This window comes from Candidatus Brocadiia bacterium (assembly GCA_041658285.1).
Classification (GTDB): Bacteria; Planctomycetota; MHYJ01; order JACQXL01; family JACQXL01; genus JBBAAP01.
The window spans coordinates 139809-159943 of the sequence record JBBAAP010000002.1 but is presented as its reverse complement, the minus strand read 5'-3'; the positions used below and the strand labels follow the sequence as shown (position 1 = coordinate 159943).

18 protein-coding genes are annotated in these 20135 nt (G+C 45.4%); 11 read left to right on the top strand and 7 right to left on the bottom strand.

Features of this window, described 5'->3' with window-relative positions; translation table 11 throughout:
- Positions 1-1287, bottom strand: coding sequence for a pitrilysin family protein (locus WC980_02720; protein ID MFA5793974.1), 1287 nt, complete (start codon positions 1285-1287; stop codon positions 1-3).
- An 85-nt stretch (positions 1288-1372) separates the two neighbouring features.
- Here WC980_02720 and queD point away from each other — a divergent pair, with 85 nt between their 5' ends.
- Genes queD through WC980_02705 form a run of 3 tightly spaced genes read left to right on the top strand, consistent with a single transcriptional unit; the run spans position 1373 to position 3312 of the window.
- Positions 1373-1747, top strand: coding sequence for a 6-carboxytetrahydropterin synthase QueD (queD, locus tag WC980_02715; GenBank protein MFA5793973.1), 375 nt, complete (start codon positions 1373-1375; stop codon positions 1745-1747).
- A gap of 28 nt (positions 1748-1775) precedes the next feature.
- Entirely contained in the window at positions 1776-2276 is a 501-nt protein-coding gene (locus tag WC980_02710; protein MFA5793972.1) for a UvrB/UvrC motif-containing protein, read from the top strand.
- Positions 2239-3312, top strand: coding sequence for a protein arginine kinase (locus WC980_02705; GenBank protein MFA5793971.1), 1074 nt, complete (start codon positions 2239-2241; stop codon positions 3310-3312). Before WC980_02710 ends, WC980_02705 begins: the two co-directional genes overlap by 38 nt.
- Positions 3313-3317: 5 nt before the next feature.
- Here WC980_02705 and WC980_02700 read toward each other — a convergent pair whose 3' ends face one another.
- The 5 genes from WC980_02700 to WC980_02680 all read right to left on the bottom strand — a co-directional run bounded on the left by WC980_02700 (position 3318) and on the right by WC980_02680 (position 10104).
- Complete coding sequence (locus tag WC980_02700; protein ID MFA5793970.1) at positions 3318-4490, bottom strand: hypothetical protein; 1173 nt, start codon at positions 4488-4490, stop codon at positions 3318-3320.
- A gap of 10 nt (positions 4491-4500) precedes the next feature.
- A complete protein-coding gene (locus WC980_02695) occupies positions 4501-8277 on the bottom strand; it encodes a hypothetical protein (GenBank protein ID MFA5793969.1) in 3777 nt (1258 codons plus the stop codon).
- Between the two features lie 9 nt (positions 8278-8286).
- A complete protein-coding gene (locus WC980_02690; protein MFA5793968.1) occupies positions 8287-8847 on the bottom strand; it encodes a hypothetical protein in 561 nt (186 codons plus the stop codon).
- Positions 8840-9433, bottom strand: coding sequence for a sigma-70 family RNA polymerase sigma factor (locus tag WC980_02685; protein MFA5793967.1), 594 nt, complete (start codon positions 9431-9433; stop codon positions 8840-8842). Before WC980_02685 ends, WC980_02690 begins: the two co-directional genes overlap by 8 nt.
- Before the next feature lie 197 nt (positions 9434-9630).
- Positions 9631-10104 carry a biopolymer transporter ExbD gene (locus WC980_02680; protein ID MFA5793966.1) on the bottom strand — a complete coding sequence of 158 codons (474 nt, stop codon included), beginning with the start codon at positions 10102-10104 and terminating at the stop codon, positions 9631-9633.
- Between the two features lie 203 nt (positions 10105-10307).
- Here WC980_02680 and WC980_02675 point away from each other — a divergent pair, with 203 nt between their 5' ends.
- The 5 genes from WC980_02675 to WC980_02655 all read left to right on the top strand — a co-directional run bounded on the left by WC980_02675 (position 10308) and on the right by WC980_02655 (position 14759).
- Positions 10308-10646, top strand: a complete 339-nt coding sequence (locus WC980_02675) for a hypothetical protein (protein MFA5793965.1) — start codon at positions 10308-10310, stop codon at positions 10644-10646.
- A complete protein-coding gene (locus WC980_02670) occupies positions 10609-11346 on the top strand; it encodes a 4Fe-4S binding protein (protein MFA5793964.1) in 738 nt (245 codons plus the stop codon). Before WC980_02675 ends, WC980_02670 begins: the two co-directional genes overlap by 38 nt.
- A gap of 66 nt (positions 11347-11412) precedes the next feature.
- The gene (locus tag WC980_02665; GenBank protein ID MFA5793963.1) at positions 11413-12000 is read left to right on the top strand and encodes a tetratricopeptide repeat protein; all 588 of its coding nucleotides are present in this window, start codon (positions 11413-11415) and stop codon (positions 11998-12000) included.
- Between the two features lies 1 nt (position 12001).
- Positions 12002-13486, top strand: a complete 1485-nt coding sequence (gene lysS, locus WC980_02660) for a lysine--tRNA ligase (GenBank protein MFA5793962.1) — start codon at positions 12002-12004, stop codon at positions 13484-13486.
- Positions 13479-14759 carry a serine/threonine-protein kinase gene (locus WC980_02655; protein ID MFA5793961.1) on the top strand — a complete coding sequence of 427 codons (1281 nt, stop codon included), beginning with the start codon at positions 13479-13481 and terminating at the stop codon, positions 14757-14759. Before lysS ends, WC980_02655 begins: the two co-directional genes overlap by 8 nt.
- An 82-nt stretch (positions 14760-14841) precedes the next feature.
- Here the strand turns inward: WC980_02655 and WC980_02650 are convergent, their stop codons facing one another.
- Entirely contained in the window at positions 14842-15186 is a 345-nt protein-coding gene (locus WC980_02650) for a hypothetical protein (GenBank protein ID MFA5793960.1), read from the bottom strand.
- A gap of 359 nt (positions 15187-15545) precedes the next feature.
- Here WC980_02650 and WC980_02645 point away from each other — a divergent pair, with 359 nt between their 5' ends.
- The 3 genes from WC980_02645 to WC980_02635 all read left to right on the top strand — a co-directional run bounded on the left by WC980_02645 (position 15546) and on the right by WC980_02635 (position 19428).
- The gene (locus WC980_02645) at positions 15546-17315 is read left to right on the top strand and encodes a ChaN family lipoprotein (GenBank protein ID MFA5793959.1); all 1770 of its coding nucleotides are present in this window, start codon (positions 15546-15548) and stop codon (positions 17313-17315) included.
- A 111-nt stretch (positions 17316-17426) separates the two neighbouring features.
- Positions 17427-18008: a hypothetical protein gene (locus WC980_02640; GenBank protein ID MFA5793958.1), complete on the top strand. Its 582-nt coding sequence runs from the start codon at positions 17427-17429 to the stop codon at positions 18006-18008.
- Entirely contained in the window at positions 17989-19428 is a 1440-nt protein-coding gene (locus tag WC980_02635) for a radical SAM protein (protein ID MFA5793957.1), read from the top strand. Before WC980_02640 ends, WC980_02635 begins: the two co-directional genes overlap by 20 nt.
- The last annotated feature ends 707 nt before the right edge of the window (positions 19429-20135 follow it).

The following is a 20135-nucleotide window of genomic DNA, read 5'->3' as shown; positions in this document are numbered from 1 at the left end:
TTATTTTCCTGTCGGATTGACTACTGAAATGGAATGATATTCCTCATCAAGATGCACGGACAGCCTTTCCTGCACATCCTTCAATGATATTTGCTTTATATACCGGGGAATATCGAAGACGTTTATTTTCTGGAAATAGTAGGCGCTGAATATCATAGCCAGTGATTCCGAAGAGTTGAAAGCAGAGATGAATTTACCGATAAACTTGTTTTTAATCCTTTCCAGGTCGCGCTTCTTGAACCGGGTTTTTTTTGCCTTGGTTATTTCCTTAAGTAGCCGTTGGTATACTTCCTGCGGCGTATCAGTTTCCGCGCTTATGATAGTGAAGCCGTATGTTTCGTGATTGCTGCAAGAGGCCCCGAAATGATCGTCAATCAAGCTTTCCTTATAGAGTTTGTTGTAAATTTCGGACGAGTGTCCCAAAAGAAGTTCCAGCATAATATCGTTTGTCAGGTTATGCGTAATCAGGTCTTTGCCTTTTAACCCCACCACCGTATCTTTGTATCCTATCAGCAGGTGAGGCCTGGCCACAGACATGTTCTCTGAGGCGGAATCAGCTTTGATGCTGTCTGGTTCGTCCGGCAGAACCCTTTTGATGGGGCCATCGAGTTTGTCATATTTGATATTCCATATTTTATTCAAAGTAGCCATGGATTTTTCGGGGTCCATATCTCCGGCCAGCGCGATGACCATATTATCCGGATGGTAAAACAGCCGATAGCATATTTCCAGCAACTGCGGGGTGATATTCCTGATGCTGTCGATTGTGCCTCCCACTTCAATATTTACCGGGTGGTGATGATACAGGTTTTTAAGCAGGTTCAGATAGATTTTAGTATCCGGCATATCAAGATACATGCGGAGTTCTTGTTCGATAATTAGTTTTTCCGTGGAAACGTATTCTTCCGAAAAGTAGGGCTGGCTGGTTAAGCGCATCAGTATTTTTAGGTTGTCTTCAAAATTATCAGTGCTGGTAAAGAAGTAGTTTGTGGAATGATACCCGGTATTGGCGTTATAATAAGCCCCGTATCGGGCGAATTCCTGGCCTAGGTCGCCTTCGGCTTTCTTGAACAGCTGGTGCTCCAGGAAATGGGCGATTCCGGCCGGCACCTCCTTCTGGTTGCCGCCCGGTGGGATAAACTTATTGTCAGTCGAGCCGTAAAGCACCGAGACTATGGCCGTCTTCTTGGACTGGCCTTTTTTTGGAATAATGATGCACGGCAGCTCGCATTCCAAGCTGCCCTGGAAGCAAGATTCCCTCAATAATTTGCTGGTTGTCTTCTTCATAAAACCATTATTTACGGCCGATAATCATCATTTCATACCAAAAACTTGACATTGCTTCAAGATATAAGTAATTAAATCAGTAGATATGTATGAACTTTTGATAAAAAACCATTTTTCTTCGGCTCATAGATTACGAGGATACCGCGGTAAGTGCGAGAATCTGCACGGCCATAACTGGAATGTGGATGTGACCATACGGGGCGGCAAACTTAATTCTCAGGGCATGATTATTGATTTTGACGAGCTTAAGAAAATAATCAATTCAGTTCTGGAAGAATACGACCATAAATACCTGAACGAGCTGCCGGATTTTAGAAAGTTAAACCCGACCACCGAAAATATTTCATTTTTAATATCAGTTAAACTTCAGAAAAAACTAAAAACCAAACGGGTTAAAGTGATCAAGGTATGCGTCTGGGAATCAGCCCAGTGTGGAGCGTGCTATTATGCTGTGCGGTAAGTGTAATAAAAAACAGGCGACTATCCATATGACTGAGATAGTCAATCATAATGTTAATCAAGAGCTCCATCTCTGCACCGATTGCGCTCAGAAAGAAGGCGTGACCCATAAAATGCCCTTCTCTCTGGCTGAAATAATGGGCAGTTTTATGGAGCCGATTATCGGAAAAATGGTCAAGGAAATGGCTGATGCCAAGTGCGAACATTGCGGGATGAGCTATTTGCTTTTTAAGACAAAAATGCGGTTTGGATGCGCCCATGATTATGAAGTTTTTAAGGGCGGCGTCGAGCCGTTACTGGAAAAGATACATCATAGCACCCACCATAGAGGCAAGGTGCCGGCCCAGGTTAACCCTAATGTGCTTAAGGAAAAGGAGATTAAGGATTTGCAGAAAGAACTGGAGCAATTGGTCAGGCAGGAGAAATTCGAGGAAGCCGCTAAAATCAGGGATAAAATCAATTCTTTGCGGCAGAAATCCGGCGCCAGAAAGAATGCCGCTAAGAATAAAAAAACAGATGAAAATCGATAGTTTCTTGTCGCAGGCCGGGGAATGGATTAAAGGTAACGGCCCGGATTCTGATGTGGTTATAAGCAGCCGCGTACGACTGGCCCGGAATCTTCACGGCTTTATTTTTCTGACCATGGCTAATGAGAAACAGCAGTCGGAAATAGAGGAGTATATCAGGGCCAAACTTCAACCGATTCTGTCAAAGTCTGGCACGGATTATTTTTTTATGAAAGAAATGAACAGCCTGGACAGGGGGTTGTTGGTTGAGCGCCACCTGATAAGTAAGGACATGGTTTCGGGTAGCGGGGCAAGAGGGCTTTTTGTCAACAGTAAGGAATCGCAGGCTATCATGGTCAATGAGGAGGACCATCTCAGGCTTCAGGTCCTCAAATCCGGCTTGCAGATAGAAAAAGCCTGGGAGGAGCTTGACGCGCTTGATAACCAGGTGGAAAGCGTTTTGCCGTATGCTTTTTCGCCGCAGTTCGGATACCTGACCGCCTGTCCTACCAACGCCGGGACCGGCATGCGTGTTTCGGTTATGCTTCACCTGCCGGCTCTAGCTATGATTAAGCAGATAAATAAAGTATTCCAGGCTCTTGGCCGGATAAAAATAATGGTTCGCGGTTTTTACGGCGAAGGCACGGAAGCAACCGGTGATTTCTACCAGATTTCCAACCAGGTGACCCTGGGAAAATCAGAAAAGGAGATAGCCAGCGAATTGGCTAATATCATCCCGGAGATAGTAAAATATGAGCGGGGTTGCCGTGATAAGATGCTCAATGACTCCCATAAACGCATGGAAGACAAGGTTTATCGCTCTTACGGGGTGCTTCGTTATGCGCGGTCAGTTTCGTCGGAAGAAGCTCTGGAGCTTTTTTCGGTTATCCGGCTGGGTATCACCACGGGATTGATAAAAGATATTTCTCTTAAAACGATTAACGAGTTGTTTATTCTTACCCAGCCGTCCCACCTTCAAAAAATGGAAAAGAAGTCGCTCAATGCGACCGAGCGGGACATACTTAGGGCGCAGTTTATCAAGGGAAAATTAGATAAATAAGCTTGTTATTTTTGTTGGGTAACAAGCTTGATGGCGCTTAAATGCTCTAATACTACACGCCAGTTTTGTTTTGCAATCTTTAAGAAATTAGTGTTGTTTGGTTCCTTAACGAGATTGATTAGAGATTCCCTTAAGGTGTCTGTTTTTGAACAAGCAGCTATAAAGTAGTCTATTTTTTTCGAGTAACTATTGTCAGGGAAATTGCCGACTGTTTTGTAAGCGGCGCATTCCTCAATAATTTGATCCAGGAGTTTTTTTGAATTAGTATTTGCACTGACCCATTTTTTTTGATTTATATTTTCGAGGGTGATATTATTTTGCATATTTCCTAGATTATCGCCAAGCGATTCCTGGTAGGTTTTTATCAAATAGAGTAAATCCTGATGAATTTTAAAGCCGATTTCTTCGCTAAAAACATTATAAGCAATACTCATTTCTTCTGGGGTTGGGAGTTTAACAAGAGTTTCCTGCGGGTTGGAGTTAAGGGATAATTCGTATAAATATATTCGTTTGGTTATTTGTTGGATATAATCTGCGGTATCAAGGAAGAAATTTTCCTTAGACATAGTTTGTTGTATTCTTTTAAGTTGATTCGAAAGTTCTATATTAGATGATAAGGACTTATATTCTTGCATGCATCTGGCGATATCCGGTTGTAAATTAATCAATTTGCGCAGTTCTGCCGCTATGGATAAAGCGCTTTTTTGCCTTTTCATAGATAAGGACGGAGATGCAAGGTTAATAGAATGTATTATTCTTATTTTTGAAAGGTCCTCAATATTATAACCCTGCTTTTTTAGCGGTTTTTCTTTGTTTCTCAAGTAATCACTGTCAATTGATACCTCGATTTTATATTCTTCGCACACATTAAGTTTGACAGTTAAGGATTTCGCTGAGCAATAGCCTTTTTTGTCGATTTCCGCACGTAAGGTCGAGACGGCAATATTTTTTAAGCTATTTGAACGGTAAATAGTTCCGCTAATGTTCATTACCATAAGTGTTTCTTTAGGAATGTTTGTTTTTAACTCAATTAGTAATAATTCAGACGGTTTATTTGCGTTGCTAATTGAAGTGAAAACTTCGATCTCGACTTTTTTTTCGTCCGCATAAAGAGTTGTATTAATTCCCAGGATTAATAGGAGGATTAGAATAATCCGGGGAACATTAATTTGAGGCATATCAGTAAGTTTACTCCGAAGACCATTTTAGAACCATAGGTTCAGGGTAAATAATCTTTATTGTTATATCGTCAAATATTGGGCTTTCCAAAAGGGGGGTATTTAAGTCATCAGTGTCTCCGTGGAAAAGTAATTTGTATTTGATTTTGGTTGCATATCCTTTTGTTTTATTGAGAGGTATTGTGAAGTCGCTTCCTTCAGGGTCTGAAAGAGCTTCTGATATGGAGGTGTTTGATTCGTCAAAAAATTGTATTTCTACTCCTCTTTTTGATGTATCCCAATCCTTTGGGTAATATGCCGTCCATGATACCGAGGCATTCATAGAATTGGTATCTCCAGTTGGTGTAAAGATTTGGACCAAGTCAGATGTGAATGTTGCTTCGCCCTTATAATAACGTCCGTTGTGGAATTCTTGGATTGCTAATTCCTGAGCTTCTTTAGATAAATCATATTGGTTTATTGAGAATTCATCAATTGTTGAATCGGCTCCAAAATTCCAAATTTGTGAACCATATCTTTCGCCCAACCTGAGAAGATTGTATCCGGCGGAAAAATCAGGATACTCATTTGGTGCTTCCGGAGGGGTTTTAGCTTGTTTCCAGCAGACATCATTGATGTATATAGAATCATTAACTATTAGGGCGAAACAACTTTGAACACTTCTTTCAGTAAATTCTGTTATTATCGCGCCGGTTCCAGCACATTTGCTGCAACCCGTAGTAACTGGATTACCCTGGCTATCCTTACGTACTCTATCTTTACCGCCGCAGACGGGACAATCAAGCTTTACATCAGTCATCCCAGAACCTTTACAAGAAGGGCATGGACTTGTTTGACCAGTAAGTACCCCTTTGTCGCATCCGGGGGCAGTACAAGGTATGCCCCTATTTTTTAGCACTTTTTCCTTTCCTGAGCCACCGCATCTGGTACAATTTTTGAATTGACCTGTCGGGACATCGATTGATCCGTCTTTACATCCTGGGCATTTAACTTCTTTTTTTCCTGTTTCATTGCATGCTTTGCAGGGATCTTGGCCGTAAGGAGGCAGGCCTGGAGTAAATCCTTGTCCTCCGCATTTCTTGCAGTTTTCTGTAATTTTCATAGTGCCGTTGCATTGAGTACATGTCTCTTTTGTTGTGGTTTCTTCTTTTTTCGTTCCGTTACATTTTGGACAGTTTCCGATGTCTTCATATTTTTCGTTTACTCGCCCATTTCCTCCGCAAGTAGGACAGTATTTAGGGACAGTTTTTGTTCCATTGCAGATCTTGCATTCTTCACTTCCTGTCGCCACTTTTTCCTTTCCATTTGAATCGCAGTTACTACAGGGGATCGGGACTTGTCCATCAGCACCGCAAGTTGAGCATGGTGAGGGAAATGATGAAACTCCAGTTTTTGGGTCACTGTCCCATACAATAGCGATATGAGTCCATTCATTTCGGTTGTGTCTTCCTAATCCGGAGTTCATACTTGAATCAGAGCTTACATAATCATTGGTTACCATGTATTCATCGGCAGTTGTTACGCTTGGCCGTTGATCGATTTCCCAAAACCACAAATATCTTCCTTTGGGCTGGAATAACAAATAATTTCGCCAGACGCCGCTACTGTCGTTTTTAACAAATTCATGTTTAGGGTACTCGAGATATTTATAAGGGAACGCGAAAAGCTCAAAAACAGTTGTGTTGAGTGTTTGGTTAACGCCAGCCCTGATCTCCGCGATACTGCATCTGGTAGCCGAGAATAATATTCTTGGCTTTGTGCTGCTATATCTTTCGGTGTTAATATAGTTTGATTTTAACCAGAAGGATAATGAGCCGTATAATCTTTGCGTTGGTTTATCTTGGCCTGTTTTAGGGTCTTTTTGTTTCTCGTAAGCGACAAAATTACTTTTGTGATATGTTGGAGTAGCGCCCCATTCCGAATAAGCTCCATCTGGGTAAAGCGATCCGGGGCCTTCCTTGGAGTCATTGAAAAGACTCTTGGTATTGGGCCGATTGAAGGATGCGCCATGAGGAACCAGGTTGGCGTCGGCCTCCTCTGTTTCTTCCTCAATGTCGACATCCTGGGTCCAACTGTCATTAGCTTTTAATGCTTTATCGAAATGAAGTCTCATTTTTACGCTTTGTTTTGAAGCGGTATTCTGAAGTGTGGCCAGCATAATTTGGCCGTCAGCTTCACAATTCTTGGGGTAATCATTTATGGCAGGTTCTGGATAAAGCTGAAGTGCTTGGTTGTCGCCGGTAGAAGTATTATACATTTCGCCCGATGGTATTTTGGATATAGTTCCGTTGGAAAAGTCTTTTTGAGTAGTTTGGTAGATATTTTCCCAAAGTTTAACAATGCATTTTATTCGATAATCGGAGAGTATTCTGCGGGGTAATTCGGCAATTGGGGTGCCTGAAGTGCTTGGGGTTGGTGTTGACAACAGGCCTTGGGACTCGATTTCAAAATAGCCCATAGGTTGGAAGCAAAATTCGGTTGTATAAATATTTAAATCAGCCTTGTCCACAAAGCGCCAAGTAGTTTTGTTCGGGTTGAAATCATTCAATAAAGTGTTTGGATTTGCATTTGCTCTGATAATATCATAAAGAGCTTCTGTTTTTATATCGCTGCTTGCACCCAGAGTTCCATCATAGATTAAATCCTTAAGGAAGTTATCGAAATCATCCCAAGATGAAAATTGTTTTTCTGCTCTTTTCGTTATTATTTTGTCGGCAATTTGTTCGGCCAAACTATTTTGCCCGATTTTTTTCAGGTCAATACTGGTAGATTGAATAATTCCTATCCTTTGAGCATTATTTATTCCGTCATCTTTATATGTTGATATTGTTGGTGGAAATTCAAGACCAGCGGTGGAAACATCCTCTTCCTTAAGGTAGAAACCCTCAATATTGCCGAATACCGCCATAAGGATGGGTTTGGCCGCGACGTTGATGTTTATCGGGGCGCGTTTTTCAAGTTCCAGTTTGCCCGGGTTAAGAGAAGCCCAGGTATAGACATTGCTTCCTACTTCAAGTTGGCGTTTGTTGCCGTCCAGCGTTCGGCAGGGCCTTTCGGACAGCGGTTTGGGCTTGACAACTTTTTCGTTGATATAGGCGTAAACGGTCAGGTAGGGGGATACTTTGTTGTAGGTATCCGTGCCCAGGGTTGTTTTTAACTCTTCCTTGGTGGAAAATTTCTTGGTGGCCAGCGAATAGCGGACGTTGATAATCCTGGAGCCGAGATTATCGCCCAGGTCTAGGATAATACCTATGTTATTGAGTATTTGTTCCAGCCCTTTGCTTTCGCTGTTGATGCAGATCATGCTGTTGCAATCGGTTATTTTTATGGCGAAGGTATCCGAAGTCCCACTTGTAACAGCTGGTAGTTCGCCCGAATATCCGCGTTTGTGGTTCTTGAACTGGAAAGTTTTAGGTTTATCATCTTTATCAACTGTTGCGAATGATGGCCGGAGTGCGTAATCCAGCGGGCAGTCGGCCACGTTAAGTATGCCATTTTTATTCTGGTCTTCATCCGCATCGAGCTTGCCGTTTTTATTGGCATCCTCGCCCCAGTACATGGCTTCGGGTGGAAATTGAGCGTTGGTTGCTTTAATTTTAGCGATAGCTGTTTCGATGCCGCTTTGGGCAATCATCTTAGCCCGGACTCGGTCTGCGTAAGAAGCCGAGCTGGTCTTGTCGATCCGGGCTACCAGGCTGAAGGTTACGCCCAGAAGTACCAGCAGAACCAGAATACCCAGAACCACTATGAAGACGACGCCTTTTTTGTCAGCTGTAAATCTGTTCATAATTGCCTCCTATTTAGAAGTTAAAAGTTCAATACTTCCCCATACGGAGAAGGTTCTTGATGATGACGAATAACCGGCCATAAAATTATCGCCTTTATTTATTATTGTGCCGGCCGGAGCAATAATGCGCAATTTATTCTGTCCGGGCAATCCGGATGCGGTTGGGCAATTGACCCTGAGCCAGCCTTTTTCCAGAACCAGCGTCCGGTTGTTTTCCTCTATCTTAACCGACGACTCCTTGCCGATGCCCAGAATAGTTCCGTCGGTCAAGGTTATTTCCTTATCGGCGACCAAGCTGGTTTCCCGCGCTAGGTCAGGAGAAACCATATAGTTCATCATTATAAAAATGCTTAGGATGCTTAAAACAACCGCTGCCGCCGGGTAAATAATAGGATACAGCCAAATGCTTTCCGACGGTTTAGGCATTCCGGCGATATGCATTTTGCAGTTCAGCGCGGCCGTATTAGGCGGAGACATTCTCTTAAAGGTTTCTTTAAGCATGCCTTCCAGCTCTTTAGGCAGCTCCGGCTCTGTCATGGCTGATTTATCATTTTCGTCAAAATTATTCATACTTAAGCCCATCTTTCAGTAATTTATAAGCTCGTGCCAGGGTGCCGGTTACCGTTCCGACCGGTTGGTCAAGCGCCCGGGCGATTTCTTCACAACTCATTCCCTGTTGGAACCGCATAGTTAACAGCAGGTAATGATTTTCCGGCAGTTCCTTCATCAGGTGCATCAGGTCTTCCAGTCTCTCCTTTTCGGCATTGCCGGCCTTGGTTATCAGCTCCGGATCGGTCGATTTAGCCGATTCCATGGTTTCGGTTTTATGACTGATTGCACGCTTTTGGTCACGAACCCATTCGCCATGACAGTTTCGGGCAATGGTAAAGAGCCACTCGGCAAACCCGGTTCTGGCTGACAGCTTTCGAAGTGACCTGTAACCGCGTAAAAAGGTCTCTTGCGTCAGCTCTTCGCTTGTAAGTTGGTTATTTACCCGCAGGTAAATATACCCGAAAACAGCCTTATAATACCTGTTAATCAGCTCCTCAAAGGCTTTCTTGTCGCCTTTTTTAGAGGCTCGGACCAACTCGATATCAGGCGCCCGGTTATCAGTACCTCCTTTTAGGTTATCCTGTTCCTGAGGCTTATTATCCACTCAAAACGCCTTTCTGCCCCAAAAAGCCGGGATATTAACACTTCCCTCTACCATATATATGATCGGCGAGGCCATTTTACTACAAAAATCTGAGAATATTATAAAAAAATATTTGTCAAAGTAAAGATAAATAATGCCCGGTTGGCATAGCTTTTGCCTTGACCACGCCTGAAGTCGTGATGCCATCCGGTAAATAATTACTTATCCGGCGGCTTGTACGCAAATTCTATCTTGCTGACACCTGCCTTTTTACATATATTGATTACATTAATAACTGCCTGGGTTGGTACCTTAAGTTGAGGGTCTATCTTGAATGGGATAGGTTTTTCGGTTATTCGATTTCTCTGATCCGCCGTAATTGAGGTTACCCGTTTTTCCAGAGCGTCCCAATCCGGTATGTTCTCGGTGCCGATTACAATTTTGCTCATCAGCGGTTTGCTATCCGGGCTATAGATAAGCTTGATACGCACTTCATTTAGATCATCTGGTTCTGTAACGATAGTCGGTTCTGGGCCTTTATTCTTTGGCAGATAAGACTGCAGTTTTCCTTCCAATGACTTGAAATGAATCGAGCACATAAAGAAGATAATCAGCTGAAAAATCACGTCAATCATCGGAGTCATGTTTATTTCCATACTTGGGTCGTCGTCTTTTCTTTTAATACGGAACATATATTTACTCCTTTCTTAATGGTTGGCAGGCGATTAGTTCCTTTAGGATAGCCATTTATCTCCTTTCCTAATATATATATGATCGGCGAGGCCATTTTACTACAAAAAAATAAGAATTATTGGAAAATTTATATTGACATTCCGTCACAGCCTCGTAAAATCTATTTATGATAACCGTTATTCGTTGAATGATGAGGTGATTTATGGGTGGATGCCCGGGACAGGATACCAGGTTCTGGAAGCCCGAGGACATATTCGATGTCGCCTGCCCAAAATGCCGGGCCGGGGTTGAGTTTTGGAAGGATGATGTCTATCGGCGTTGTAAAAAATGCGGACATCGTTTCCGGAATCCTAAGCTTGATCTTGGCTGTGCCGAGTGGTGCCAGCATGCTAAATATTGCATTGGCCGTGATTTGAAGGATGTGGAAAAGGACGCACCCTGCGCCGTTGAAACAGGGGATGTCAATAAGAAAACATTATTAAATATGGAAAAGGACAGCAAATATGAAAGACGCGATGAAGACAAAAAGAAAGATAGTTAAGATAGACGAGTCCAAATGCACCGGTTGTGGTCAATGCGTTACTGGTTGTGTTGAAGGGGCTCTGAAAATAGTCAACGGCAAGGCTAAATTGGTCAGCGAGACCTACTGCGACGGCTTAGGTGCTTGCATCGGCGAATGCCCCGAAGGCGCTATTACTATCGAAAATCGCGAGGTGTCTCCATTTAGCCTGGCCGCGGCCGAAAAACATAAGGAGCAGGCGGCCGCCAAGACTTTGCCCTGCGGTTGCCCGTCCAGCCAGGTTAGGGATTTGAGCAATGAGCGTTGTCCGTCAGCCACCGCTCCGTTCTCTGTCCGGCCCGATTCCCGGCTGGCTAATTGGCCTATCCAGTTGATGCTGGTGCCGTCCACCGCGCCGTTTCTGCAGAATCGCGACTTGGTCATTGCGGCAGACTGTACCTCCTATGCCTATGCCGATTTCCACCAGGACTTCATTAGCGGTAAATCGCTGATTATCGCCTGCCCAAAACTCGACGACAGCCAGTATTACCTGGAAAAACTTACGGACATATTCAAGACAGCTAAAATCAAGTCAATCACCGTTTTGCATATGGAGGTGCCGTGCTGTTCCGGCCTGGTTCATATCACCAAAAAGGCGCTTGAGTCGTCAGAAAAGAAGATACCGGCTCGCGAAATTACCATCGGCATCAAGGGTGATATTAAGGCGCAATCGGATATTTAACCGTTCGGATCGCCTGGCCTATTTAATTCTTGACAGGGCACCGCTTTTAATATAAACCATAGCCCTATGAAATTTATATGCCTGTTAATCATCGCCGTGCTGGCTTGTTTGCCCGGCTGTGTTGGAGTCGGCGGAGCCGCCGCCAGCGCCGTACTGACTCCGGTAGCCATGGCCCAGCAGTATTACCAGATGGGCCAGCAGATGATGAACACCAACAACGACTACCAGTCCGCGGCAAATTCATTCCAGAAAGCGTTGGAGCTCGATTCTCAGTATACCGACGCCCGGAACGGACTGATTATGGCCTATGCCAAGCTTGACCAACCGGAAAAGGCTTTGGATTTTCTGTCCCATCTTGGCGGCGTAACGGCTGGCAGCATGGGTGTTGACGGCAGCAATGTGGTTGATTATCCTTTGTCGTCCGAAATTACCGACAGCGAATTCGCCCGTATAACAGTCTCGGAGTATGAAAAGGAAATACAGGAAAATCCCTATAACCCCAGGCCTTATTACAACCTGGGCAACCACTATTGCCAGATGGGCCAGAACCGTAAGGCGATGCCTTACCTGTGTAGTGTACTCAGGCTGACCAAGCCCGACAGCGAATTGTATCAGAACGCCAAAAGATTATTGAGAATGATGGGAGCGATATAAAGTGAATACTTACCACGAAGAACGACTCAAGAAATTGGCTGCGCTTAAAGAATTGGGTATCAATCCCTTTACCTACTCTTTTCCGGACAGCGTTTCGATTAAGGAAGTGCTCGAGGATTTTGCCAAAATCGAAGGCCAGGCTCATGCTGATATTGGCCAGCCCGCAAGCAAGCCTGTAACCGTAGCCGGGCGGCTTATGGCCATCCGCGGCCACGGCAAGGCCGCTTTCCTGGACCTGCGTGACTGGTCCGGTAGGGTTCAGCTATACATCAAGAAAGATAAGATAGACGAAAAACAATATCGGGTTTTCGAGCTTCTCGATATCGGCGATATCATCGGCATCAAGGGCGACTTGTTCAAGACCAAGACCGGCGAGATAACCATACTGGTCACCGCATTAACATTGTTGACCAAGTCATTATTGCCTTTGCCTGAAAAGTGGCACGGACTCAAGGATGTCGAAATCCGCTATCGCCAGCGCTATCTTGACCTTATTTCCAACCCCGAGGTGCTCCAGACATTCCTAAATCGTACCCAGATAATCAGGTATCTGCGCTATTTCCTGGACGACAAAGGTTTTGTCGAAGTGGAAACGCCTATGATGCACACGATACCGGGCGGTGCCGCGGCCCGGCCGTTCATTACCCATCACAACGCGCTGGATATGGATTTATACCTCAGGATTGCACCGGAGCTCTACCTCAAGCGCCTGTTGGTCGGCGGTATGGAAAGGGTCTACGAAATCAACCGCAACTTCCGCAACGAAGGCATATCCACGCATCATAATCCCGAGTTTACTATGATAGAAATTTACCAGGCTTACGCCGATTACAACGATATGATGAACCTGACCGAATACCTGGTTACCGAGATAGCCAAAAAAGTCTTGCCTTCGCTTAAGATAACCTTCAATGATACGGCGTTGGACCTGACTCCGCCCTGGCAGAGGAAGCCTTACATAGAACTGTTTAACCAGCACTGCGGCGTGGATTACCACGATCAGGAAGCGGTGCTCAAAAAAGCCGGGGAGTCCGGCATAGCAATACCGAAGAATGCCTCTTTTCCCAAGGTGGCCAACGACCTGTTTGAAAAATTTGTCGAACCGCACCTGGTTGGCCCGATATTCGTGACCGATTACCCGGCGGCTATATGTCCGCTGACCAAATCCAAGCGTGACAATCCCGAGCTGGCCGAGCGGTTCGAACTGTTTATGACCGGTATGGAACTGGCCAACGCCTTCAGCGAGCTTAACGACCCGGCCGACCAACAGTCCCGCTTCGAATGCCAGCTCAAAGAAAAGGCCGAAGGCGCCGTCAAGCTGGACGAAGACTACGTCACGGCCCTGTCCTACGGCATGCCGCCGGCCGGTGGGCTGGGTATCGGTATCGATCGCCTGGTTATGGTTCTGACCAACAGTAAATCCATCAGGGATGTGATTCTTTTTCCGACATTACGGCACGTGAGTGAAGTTAAATCTAATGAGTAACAGCGAATTAGCAGGTATTTCTTTCCATTCCACTTCCACCTATACGTTGGTAGACGAGATAGGCCGGGGCGGTATGGGTATAGTTTTCCTGGCCGAAAAGCATACCGAAGGCGTCAATGACTATGTCGTTCTGAAAACGGTTAAGACGCTTTCCAAAGAGCACGAAAGTCGGCTAAAGCACGAAGCCAATATTGCCACTATGCTTCGGCATGAAAATATCGTCAAGACTTACGGTATGGAGTCATTACCGGTATCGTCGTTACCGCCGTCGTTTCGCGGCGAGATAGATTCTCTTTCAGCCGGTCAGCCCAAGGATCAGCGGCGTTACAACCATTTTTCTCCGATAGGGCAGATGCTTAACCGGAAACAGCCGGTCTTGTCTACTCATAAAATACATCCGTCACACGCGCCGGACAATCGCAAGCTTTATTTCATCGCCATGGACTATGTCCAGGGGCCGGACTTGCAGACCCTTTATAGCGACCACCTGGAAAAACATCTGCTTATACCATGCGAACTGACCGGCTTCATCATCAGCCGCATCTGCCGGGCGTTGGGTTATGCGCACCAGTATATCATCCACCGCGACATCTCGCCCGGTAATATTCTGATTAACAACCACGGAGTCTGCAAGCTGTCCGACTTTGGCGTGGCCGCCCAGACGCAAGAGGAAATGAAATTCTTCGCCGGCAAACTGGCCTATATGTCGCCGGAACAGATTAAGCAGGAGGGTATAGACACTCGCACCGACATCTTTTCGCTCGGCCTGGTGGCCTACGAGCTCATTACCGGCATCCATCCCTACACCTATCCCCGGCGGTTGTCATTTGAAGAGCAAAGGAACTGGGTCATAGACCAGATGTCCCGTGAAATCATTCCGCCGCATCAGTTCCGGACCGACATTCCCGAATCGTTGTCATTAATCATTATGAAGATGTTGGCCAAGGATAAGAACAAGCGCTATCAGAATATGATAGACGTCGGCGACGTGCTCGAACAGAAATACCTCTACGCACAGGGGTTCGGACCGACCAATAACAGCCTGTCAGCTTATATCGATATCTTCTACAGCGATTTTAAGGAATACAAGAATGAGCAACTGCGCCAGCTCAACTTTCTTAAAGGCGAGGATGGGAATCTGGTTCTGACCCGGAACATCCGGCACCGCTATTACACACCCGAGGGCCTGGAATTCATCAAATCCATACCGGAAACTAGGTTGAGTTACAGCCTGTCCAGTCAGACGCCTGCGGAACAACCCGCTCCGGAGTAAGAAAACGGTTAATAATAGTAGACAGAAATTATTCACCACAAAGGCGCCAAAGTCATTATTTAGTATTCTTTGTGGTTAGGTTTTAAAGCACGTTAGGTGAGCTTTTCAGTGCGGATATCCATTTATTCCTCAAAACCAGGTCTTCTGCCAGGCAGACCCGGTCCTGGCCGGTATCGGCGTCGCGCAGGACTTTGACTTTGCCCTGGCGTTGGAGCCGGCCCAGTGTCATGCGGATGCCCAGCCGCGCCGCTGATTCCGGCGGCAATAGACCTTGCAGTTTGGGAGAGATGATTTCCTCGTAATGGGCCAGGAGCTCTTTCACGGCCGCGTTCTTATTGGAGTTCAGGTATTCCAACAATCTGGCCGCCGATAAATCCAGTTCGGTATCAACTACTTCGATATTATCCGGTATGTGAGTTTTAGACATAAACAACACCTTTCACATTAGGTTGCTTGATTGTTAACGAGCCAGATATTGTTATCGTATTTTTAGGGAAGATTCTTTACACGGGTTATTCACGTAGTGGCGTGAATAATGTCCGTTAGCCTCGCAGAACAGATAAAATCTGATCGAGAGGCTTACGGCCGTGTAATCCCGATTACTTCAATATGATACTATGTCCCGAATTCTTTCGGGACATAGGTTAGTAAATAATCGGGATGTCACTATTCACATTAGACAAATAAATTGACTTCCAAGGTGCGATTAAGTAATGTGTGAATCATTCCTTGCCCGGTTATCGGGTAATGAGATATGTCAAATAACATAATAAGAAAGGAACTAATATGAAACCAGGCAATAAGCGCTACTTGTTAATATGCACCCTGATAGTATCAACGGCATTATTCGCCGGATGCCAATCCGGAGCCCAAAAACCCATCGTGCCGCCACCGCCGGTGGCGCCGGTTGTCAAAGAAGCGCCCAAGGATGCTAAGGGTGTTATCAAGAGGGCAGTGGAAAACTTTGCCGACGCTAAAAGCGTCTCGTCAAAAATAGTGATGGAGATGGGTGTAATGGGAATGAATATCAGGATTCTTGACTGCGACAGCGCCAGATATGACAAGGATATCTATGCTCATGGCGAATTAATCGATGGGAGCAACGGATTGACAAAAACGCCGTTTGAATATTATTCAGATGACACAAACGCGGTTATGATGGATCCGGCCGACAAAAAGTGGGCATTGGCATCGCCGGCCCAGAAGTCTATGATATTAGCCGCGGAGATGTTCCCGGCCGGCCTGAACCAAATCCCGGGAATCAACCAGGATGCCTTAATCAGCAAAGAGGAAAAAATAGGAGACAAATCCTATCAGGTCATAGAACTGACGGTTAACCCCGAGACAATCAACGACAAAGCATTCGGCGGCAGCGGCGTGCAGGGTATGGCCGGCAAGTTTGACAAGGTGACAATAAAGATGTGGGTGGCCAAGGACGCCTATCTTTTATCCAAGGTCATTCTTGATATGGAGGGGAAAGCGGCCGGAGCCGCCGTAAAAATGAAGATGGAGATGAATTATTCAAATTATGACAAGGGAGATGCGATAGTTATTCCGCCCGAGGCAAAAGAACTGCTGGCGGCGCCGGACACTAAGGCCGTCAGCGCCGGAACAGGCACCGATAGCGAGCTAACCCAGTTTAAAAGAAGGGCTCAGTTGAGTGCGTCAGAGGAAGAAGTGATTTCAAAGGCGGTCGTCAAGCTGGCATCGCTTAAAATACCGGAATTGTATAATAAATACGTTGATTTGGACACGTTTGAGGTGCTGGATTATGATGTTTTGATAGAACGGCTTAAGGATATCCGGGTTGTTTATGTGGCCGAATCGCATACAAATTCGGTTCACCACAAATTCCAGGAAAAGGTCCTCGAAAGCCTGGCCCAGAAGAATCCCAAGGCCGTTCTGGCAATGGAGTTCCTGTACCGTTCCAAACAGCAGGTCTGCGACGATTATATCGCCGGAAAAATCACCGAATCTGAGTTTGATAAAGCGGTCAGGGCAGGATTCAGCAACGAATGGTATGAGCTGTATTATGTCGGATTAGTCCGCTACGCCAAAGAGAACGGCCTGAAACTGCTGGGATTGAACGTGGAAAAAGAGATAAAGAACAAGCTTGTTGACGAGGGCTGGGATAAACTGACTCCGGCCGAGCAGAAGCTTATTGCCAAAGACATAGACACCTCCAATAAGGCGCACCGCGAGTTCGTGATGAAGTCATTTGAAGAGATGAAAAAGATGTCGCCCAAGTTCAACGAAGACCGGATGTATGTTTTGCAATGCGTCTGGGACGAAACCTTCGGCGAGGCCATAGCCAACTACCTTAAAGCCGCCGACAACCCGGCATCACAGGTAATCGTCGTGGCCGGAGCCGGCCATATCGAATACAAATTCAACATTCCCGAACGCTCATACAAGAGGTATCCGGCAACCTACAAAACACTGATACCGGTCAGTATCACCGAAAAGACGGCAGATAAAGAAGGGCTGTTCCGGGAAGCGCTGTCTTCCTACATAGGCGATTTTATCTACTTCGCCCCGCCCGACAAAGGCGAATAACGAGGTGGTGACCATAGAGCCTGGGCCTATGCCTACCGGCCTTAGCGAAGCATTCTTTTAGGGACTACGGTTGGGATAAATAAAGGGAAATGAAATCAACAGGAGTCGGATTTGAAAAACAAGAAAAGTATCATTGCTTTAGCCGGACTATTTATAATTGCCGGACTGGTTCTGGTGCTTGAAAACTATTCACTGCTGAGCGGCATAAGCAAATTCTGGCCTGCCCTTATTCTTATAACCGGAAGCGGTTTTGTTTTACTGTTCTTTAGCCGCCAAAGAAGAGATGCCGCGCTTATCTGGCTCGGTTCATTCATGATTTTGCTGAGCATATTTTTCCTCTGCCTGAATAATACTTCATGGACGGTTCTGTCATACCTTTGGCCGGTTTTTTTGGGTATTGTCGGGATGAGTTTTTTTATGACCAGCGTTTTTGCCAAAGGCAAAGTGCATATTTATATGGCGATATCGTTCATAACCGTCTTCCTGGTTTTATACTTCGTCTTCACTATTTCTTATAAATTATGGCCGATGTCATTGGTATTGTTCGGCATAAGTTTATTGGTTATTGACTATTTTAACAAGATGAACCCCGATGTGAATCGGGATAAGACCCAGTATCGCCCCGAACCGCCTTCGGCGGCATCGGGACTAACTGGCTCTAACGAAAGCGAGAATGGGAAAGAAAATGTATAATAAAAGAGTTCTATTCGTCGAGCCAATGGGCACGCATTCCAATGTCTTTGCCAGGTTTATGACCATCCCGCTGTTGGGACCGGTATACCTGGCAACGATAGCGCGGGATGCCGGATATGACGTCTCTGTTTTTAACGAGAATATAACGGGCCGAGCAATCAGTCCTGATGAACTTGCTTCGGTTGATATCTTATGCCTAAGCTGTATAACCGCCACGGTTACCCGGGGCAAGGAAATAGCAAAAGAATATAAATCAATCAGGGAATCACACGGACTTGAATCCAGAACCGTCATCGGCGGAATCCACGCCAGCATGATTCCGGACGATGTTATCCCGCATTTTGACCAGGTCGTTATCGGAGAAGCCGAAAATATCATTCTGGACGTGCTGTCCGGCAGGATTAAAGATAAAAAGATATATGCGCCAAGGCCGGATAACTTGGGTGGTCTGCCTCTTCCCGATTTTACCCTTATCAGGAACTGGGAAAAAATACGCACCTGGCCGTTAATGACGTCCAGAGGTTGTCCTTATGATTGTAACTTCTGCTCTGTTACCAAAATGTTCGGCAGGGATTACCGGGCCCAGACAGCCGAAAGGGTTATTGAGGAGATTTCAAGATACCGGGCTGGGCATATATTTTTCGTGGACGACCATTTTGCCGTCAATACGGAAAAGACAACCAGGCTCCTTGACATGATGATTGAACATGAATTTAACCGCTCATGGTCAACTCAGTTAAGAACCGAAGTAACCAAAAAACCGGAATTTATCGCCAAGATGAAACAGGCCGGTTGTGAAAGAGTATATATCGGCTTCGAATCCATAAACCCGCAAAGCCTGAAAGATATGAACAAACATCAAACGGTTGATGACATAAAACGTTCAATCAGGGTTTTTCACGCCAACGGTATAGAAGTGCACGGCATGTTTATCGTGGGCAACGATGCCGATACCAAAGATGTCTTTAAGATGACGGCTGATTTTTGCCACGACAGCAAGCTTGATTATGTCCAGTACTCGATATTGACTCCTTTGCCGGGGACTAAGACATATTTCAAACTGGAAGAGGAAAAAAGGATTCTGCACAAAAACTGGGAATTATACGACGGGCTGCACGCCCTGTTTACCCCGACAAATATGACCGCTTACGAACTGCAAAACGGTTTGATAGAATGCTTCAGCGATTTCTATTCATACACAAACGCATTCAACGACGCCTTGAACACTGTCGTTGAAAGAGTCGCATCTGTCACAAAACTAATGCCATCAAAACCGCATAGGGCATCTTTTTATCGTTCTTTTATGAAATTTGCCGGCAAGGGAATTGTGAAAAGCTGGCTTAAGCACAACAAGTTTTATTTTAACTATCTTAATCATATGGGTAAACCTTCTGTTGCTTGCCATCAACGGGTCCGGTGACACCCTGCAGGCGCTACACACATCAGAAATGACAAAAATCGTCACTTTTTGCCTAAAATCAGGGGTTTTTGAGGGCAAAGTGACAAAAATTGCCCCTGCGGGAGGCTTTGCTCTCGGTGTACACGCCTTCAAAATACAAAAACCAACTCTCTCCTTATAGGTTTAAACCGTTTATGCCACCGGCACAAGTCTGCTATGCCACCGGCATAAGCCAATTATGTACGTAGCACAAGTATATTATGCCACCGGCACAAGACTATTATGTACGTAGCACAAGTATACTATGCCACCGGCACAAGACTATTATGTACGTAGCACAAGTATACTATGCCACCGGCACAAGACTATTATGTACGTAGCACAAGTATACTATGCCACCGGCACAAGGCTATTATGTACGTGGCACAAATATACTATGCCACCGGCATAAGGGATTTACTGTATTGGAGGCGAAGGAAGCACTTGCCGCTTCCATAGATAACCCGGGGGGGATATACGGGGAGGGGAGTCCTCCCGGAGGGGGTGGGGGGTGGTGTTTTTATGCCTTGGATTGGTATTTCTGGAAATCCAGTTTAACGCTATGGGTTGCCAGCCAGTTCGGAGTAAGGGCTGATTAATATGATTGCCCAGTTAAGACAAATTTATCCTAAATAATCGAAGGGCTTAACTGGATTTTCTGCTAAATAGACGGAATCTAATATCCATGT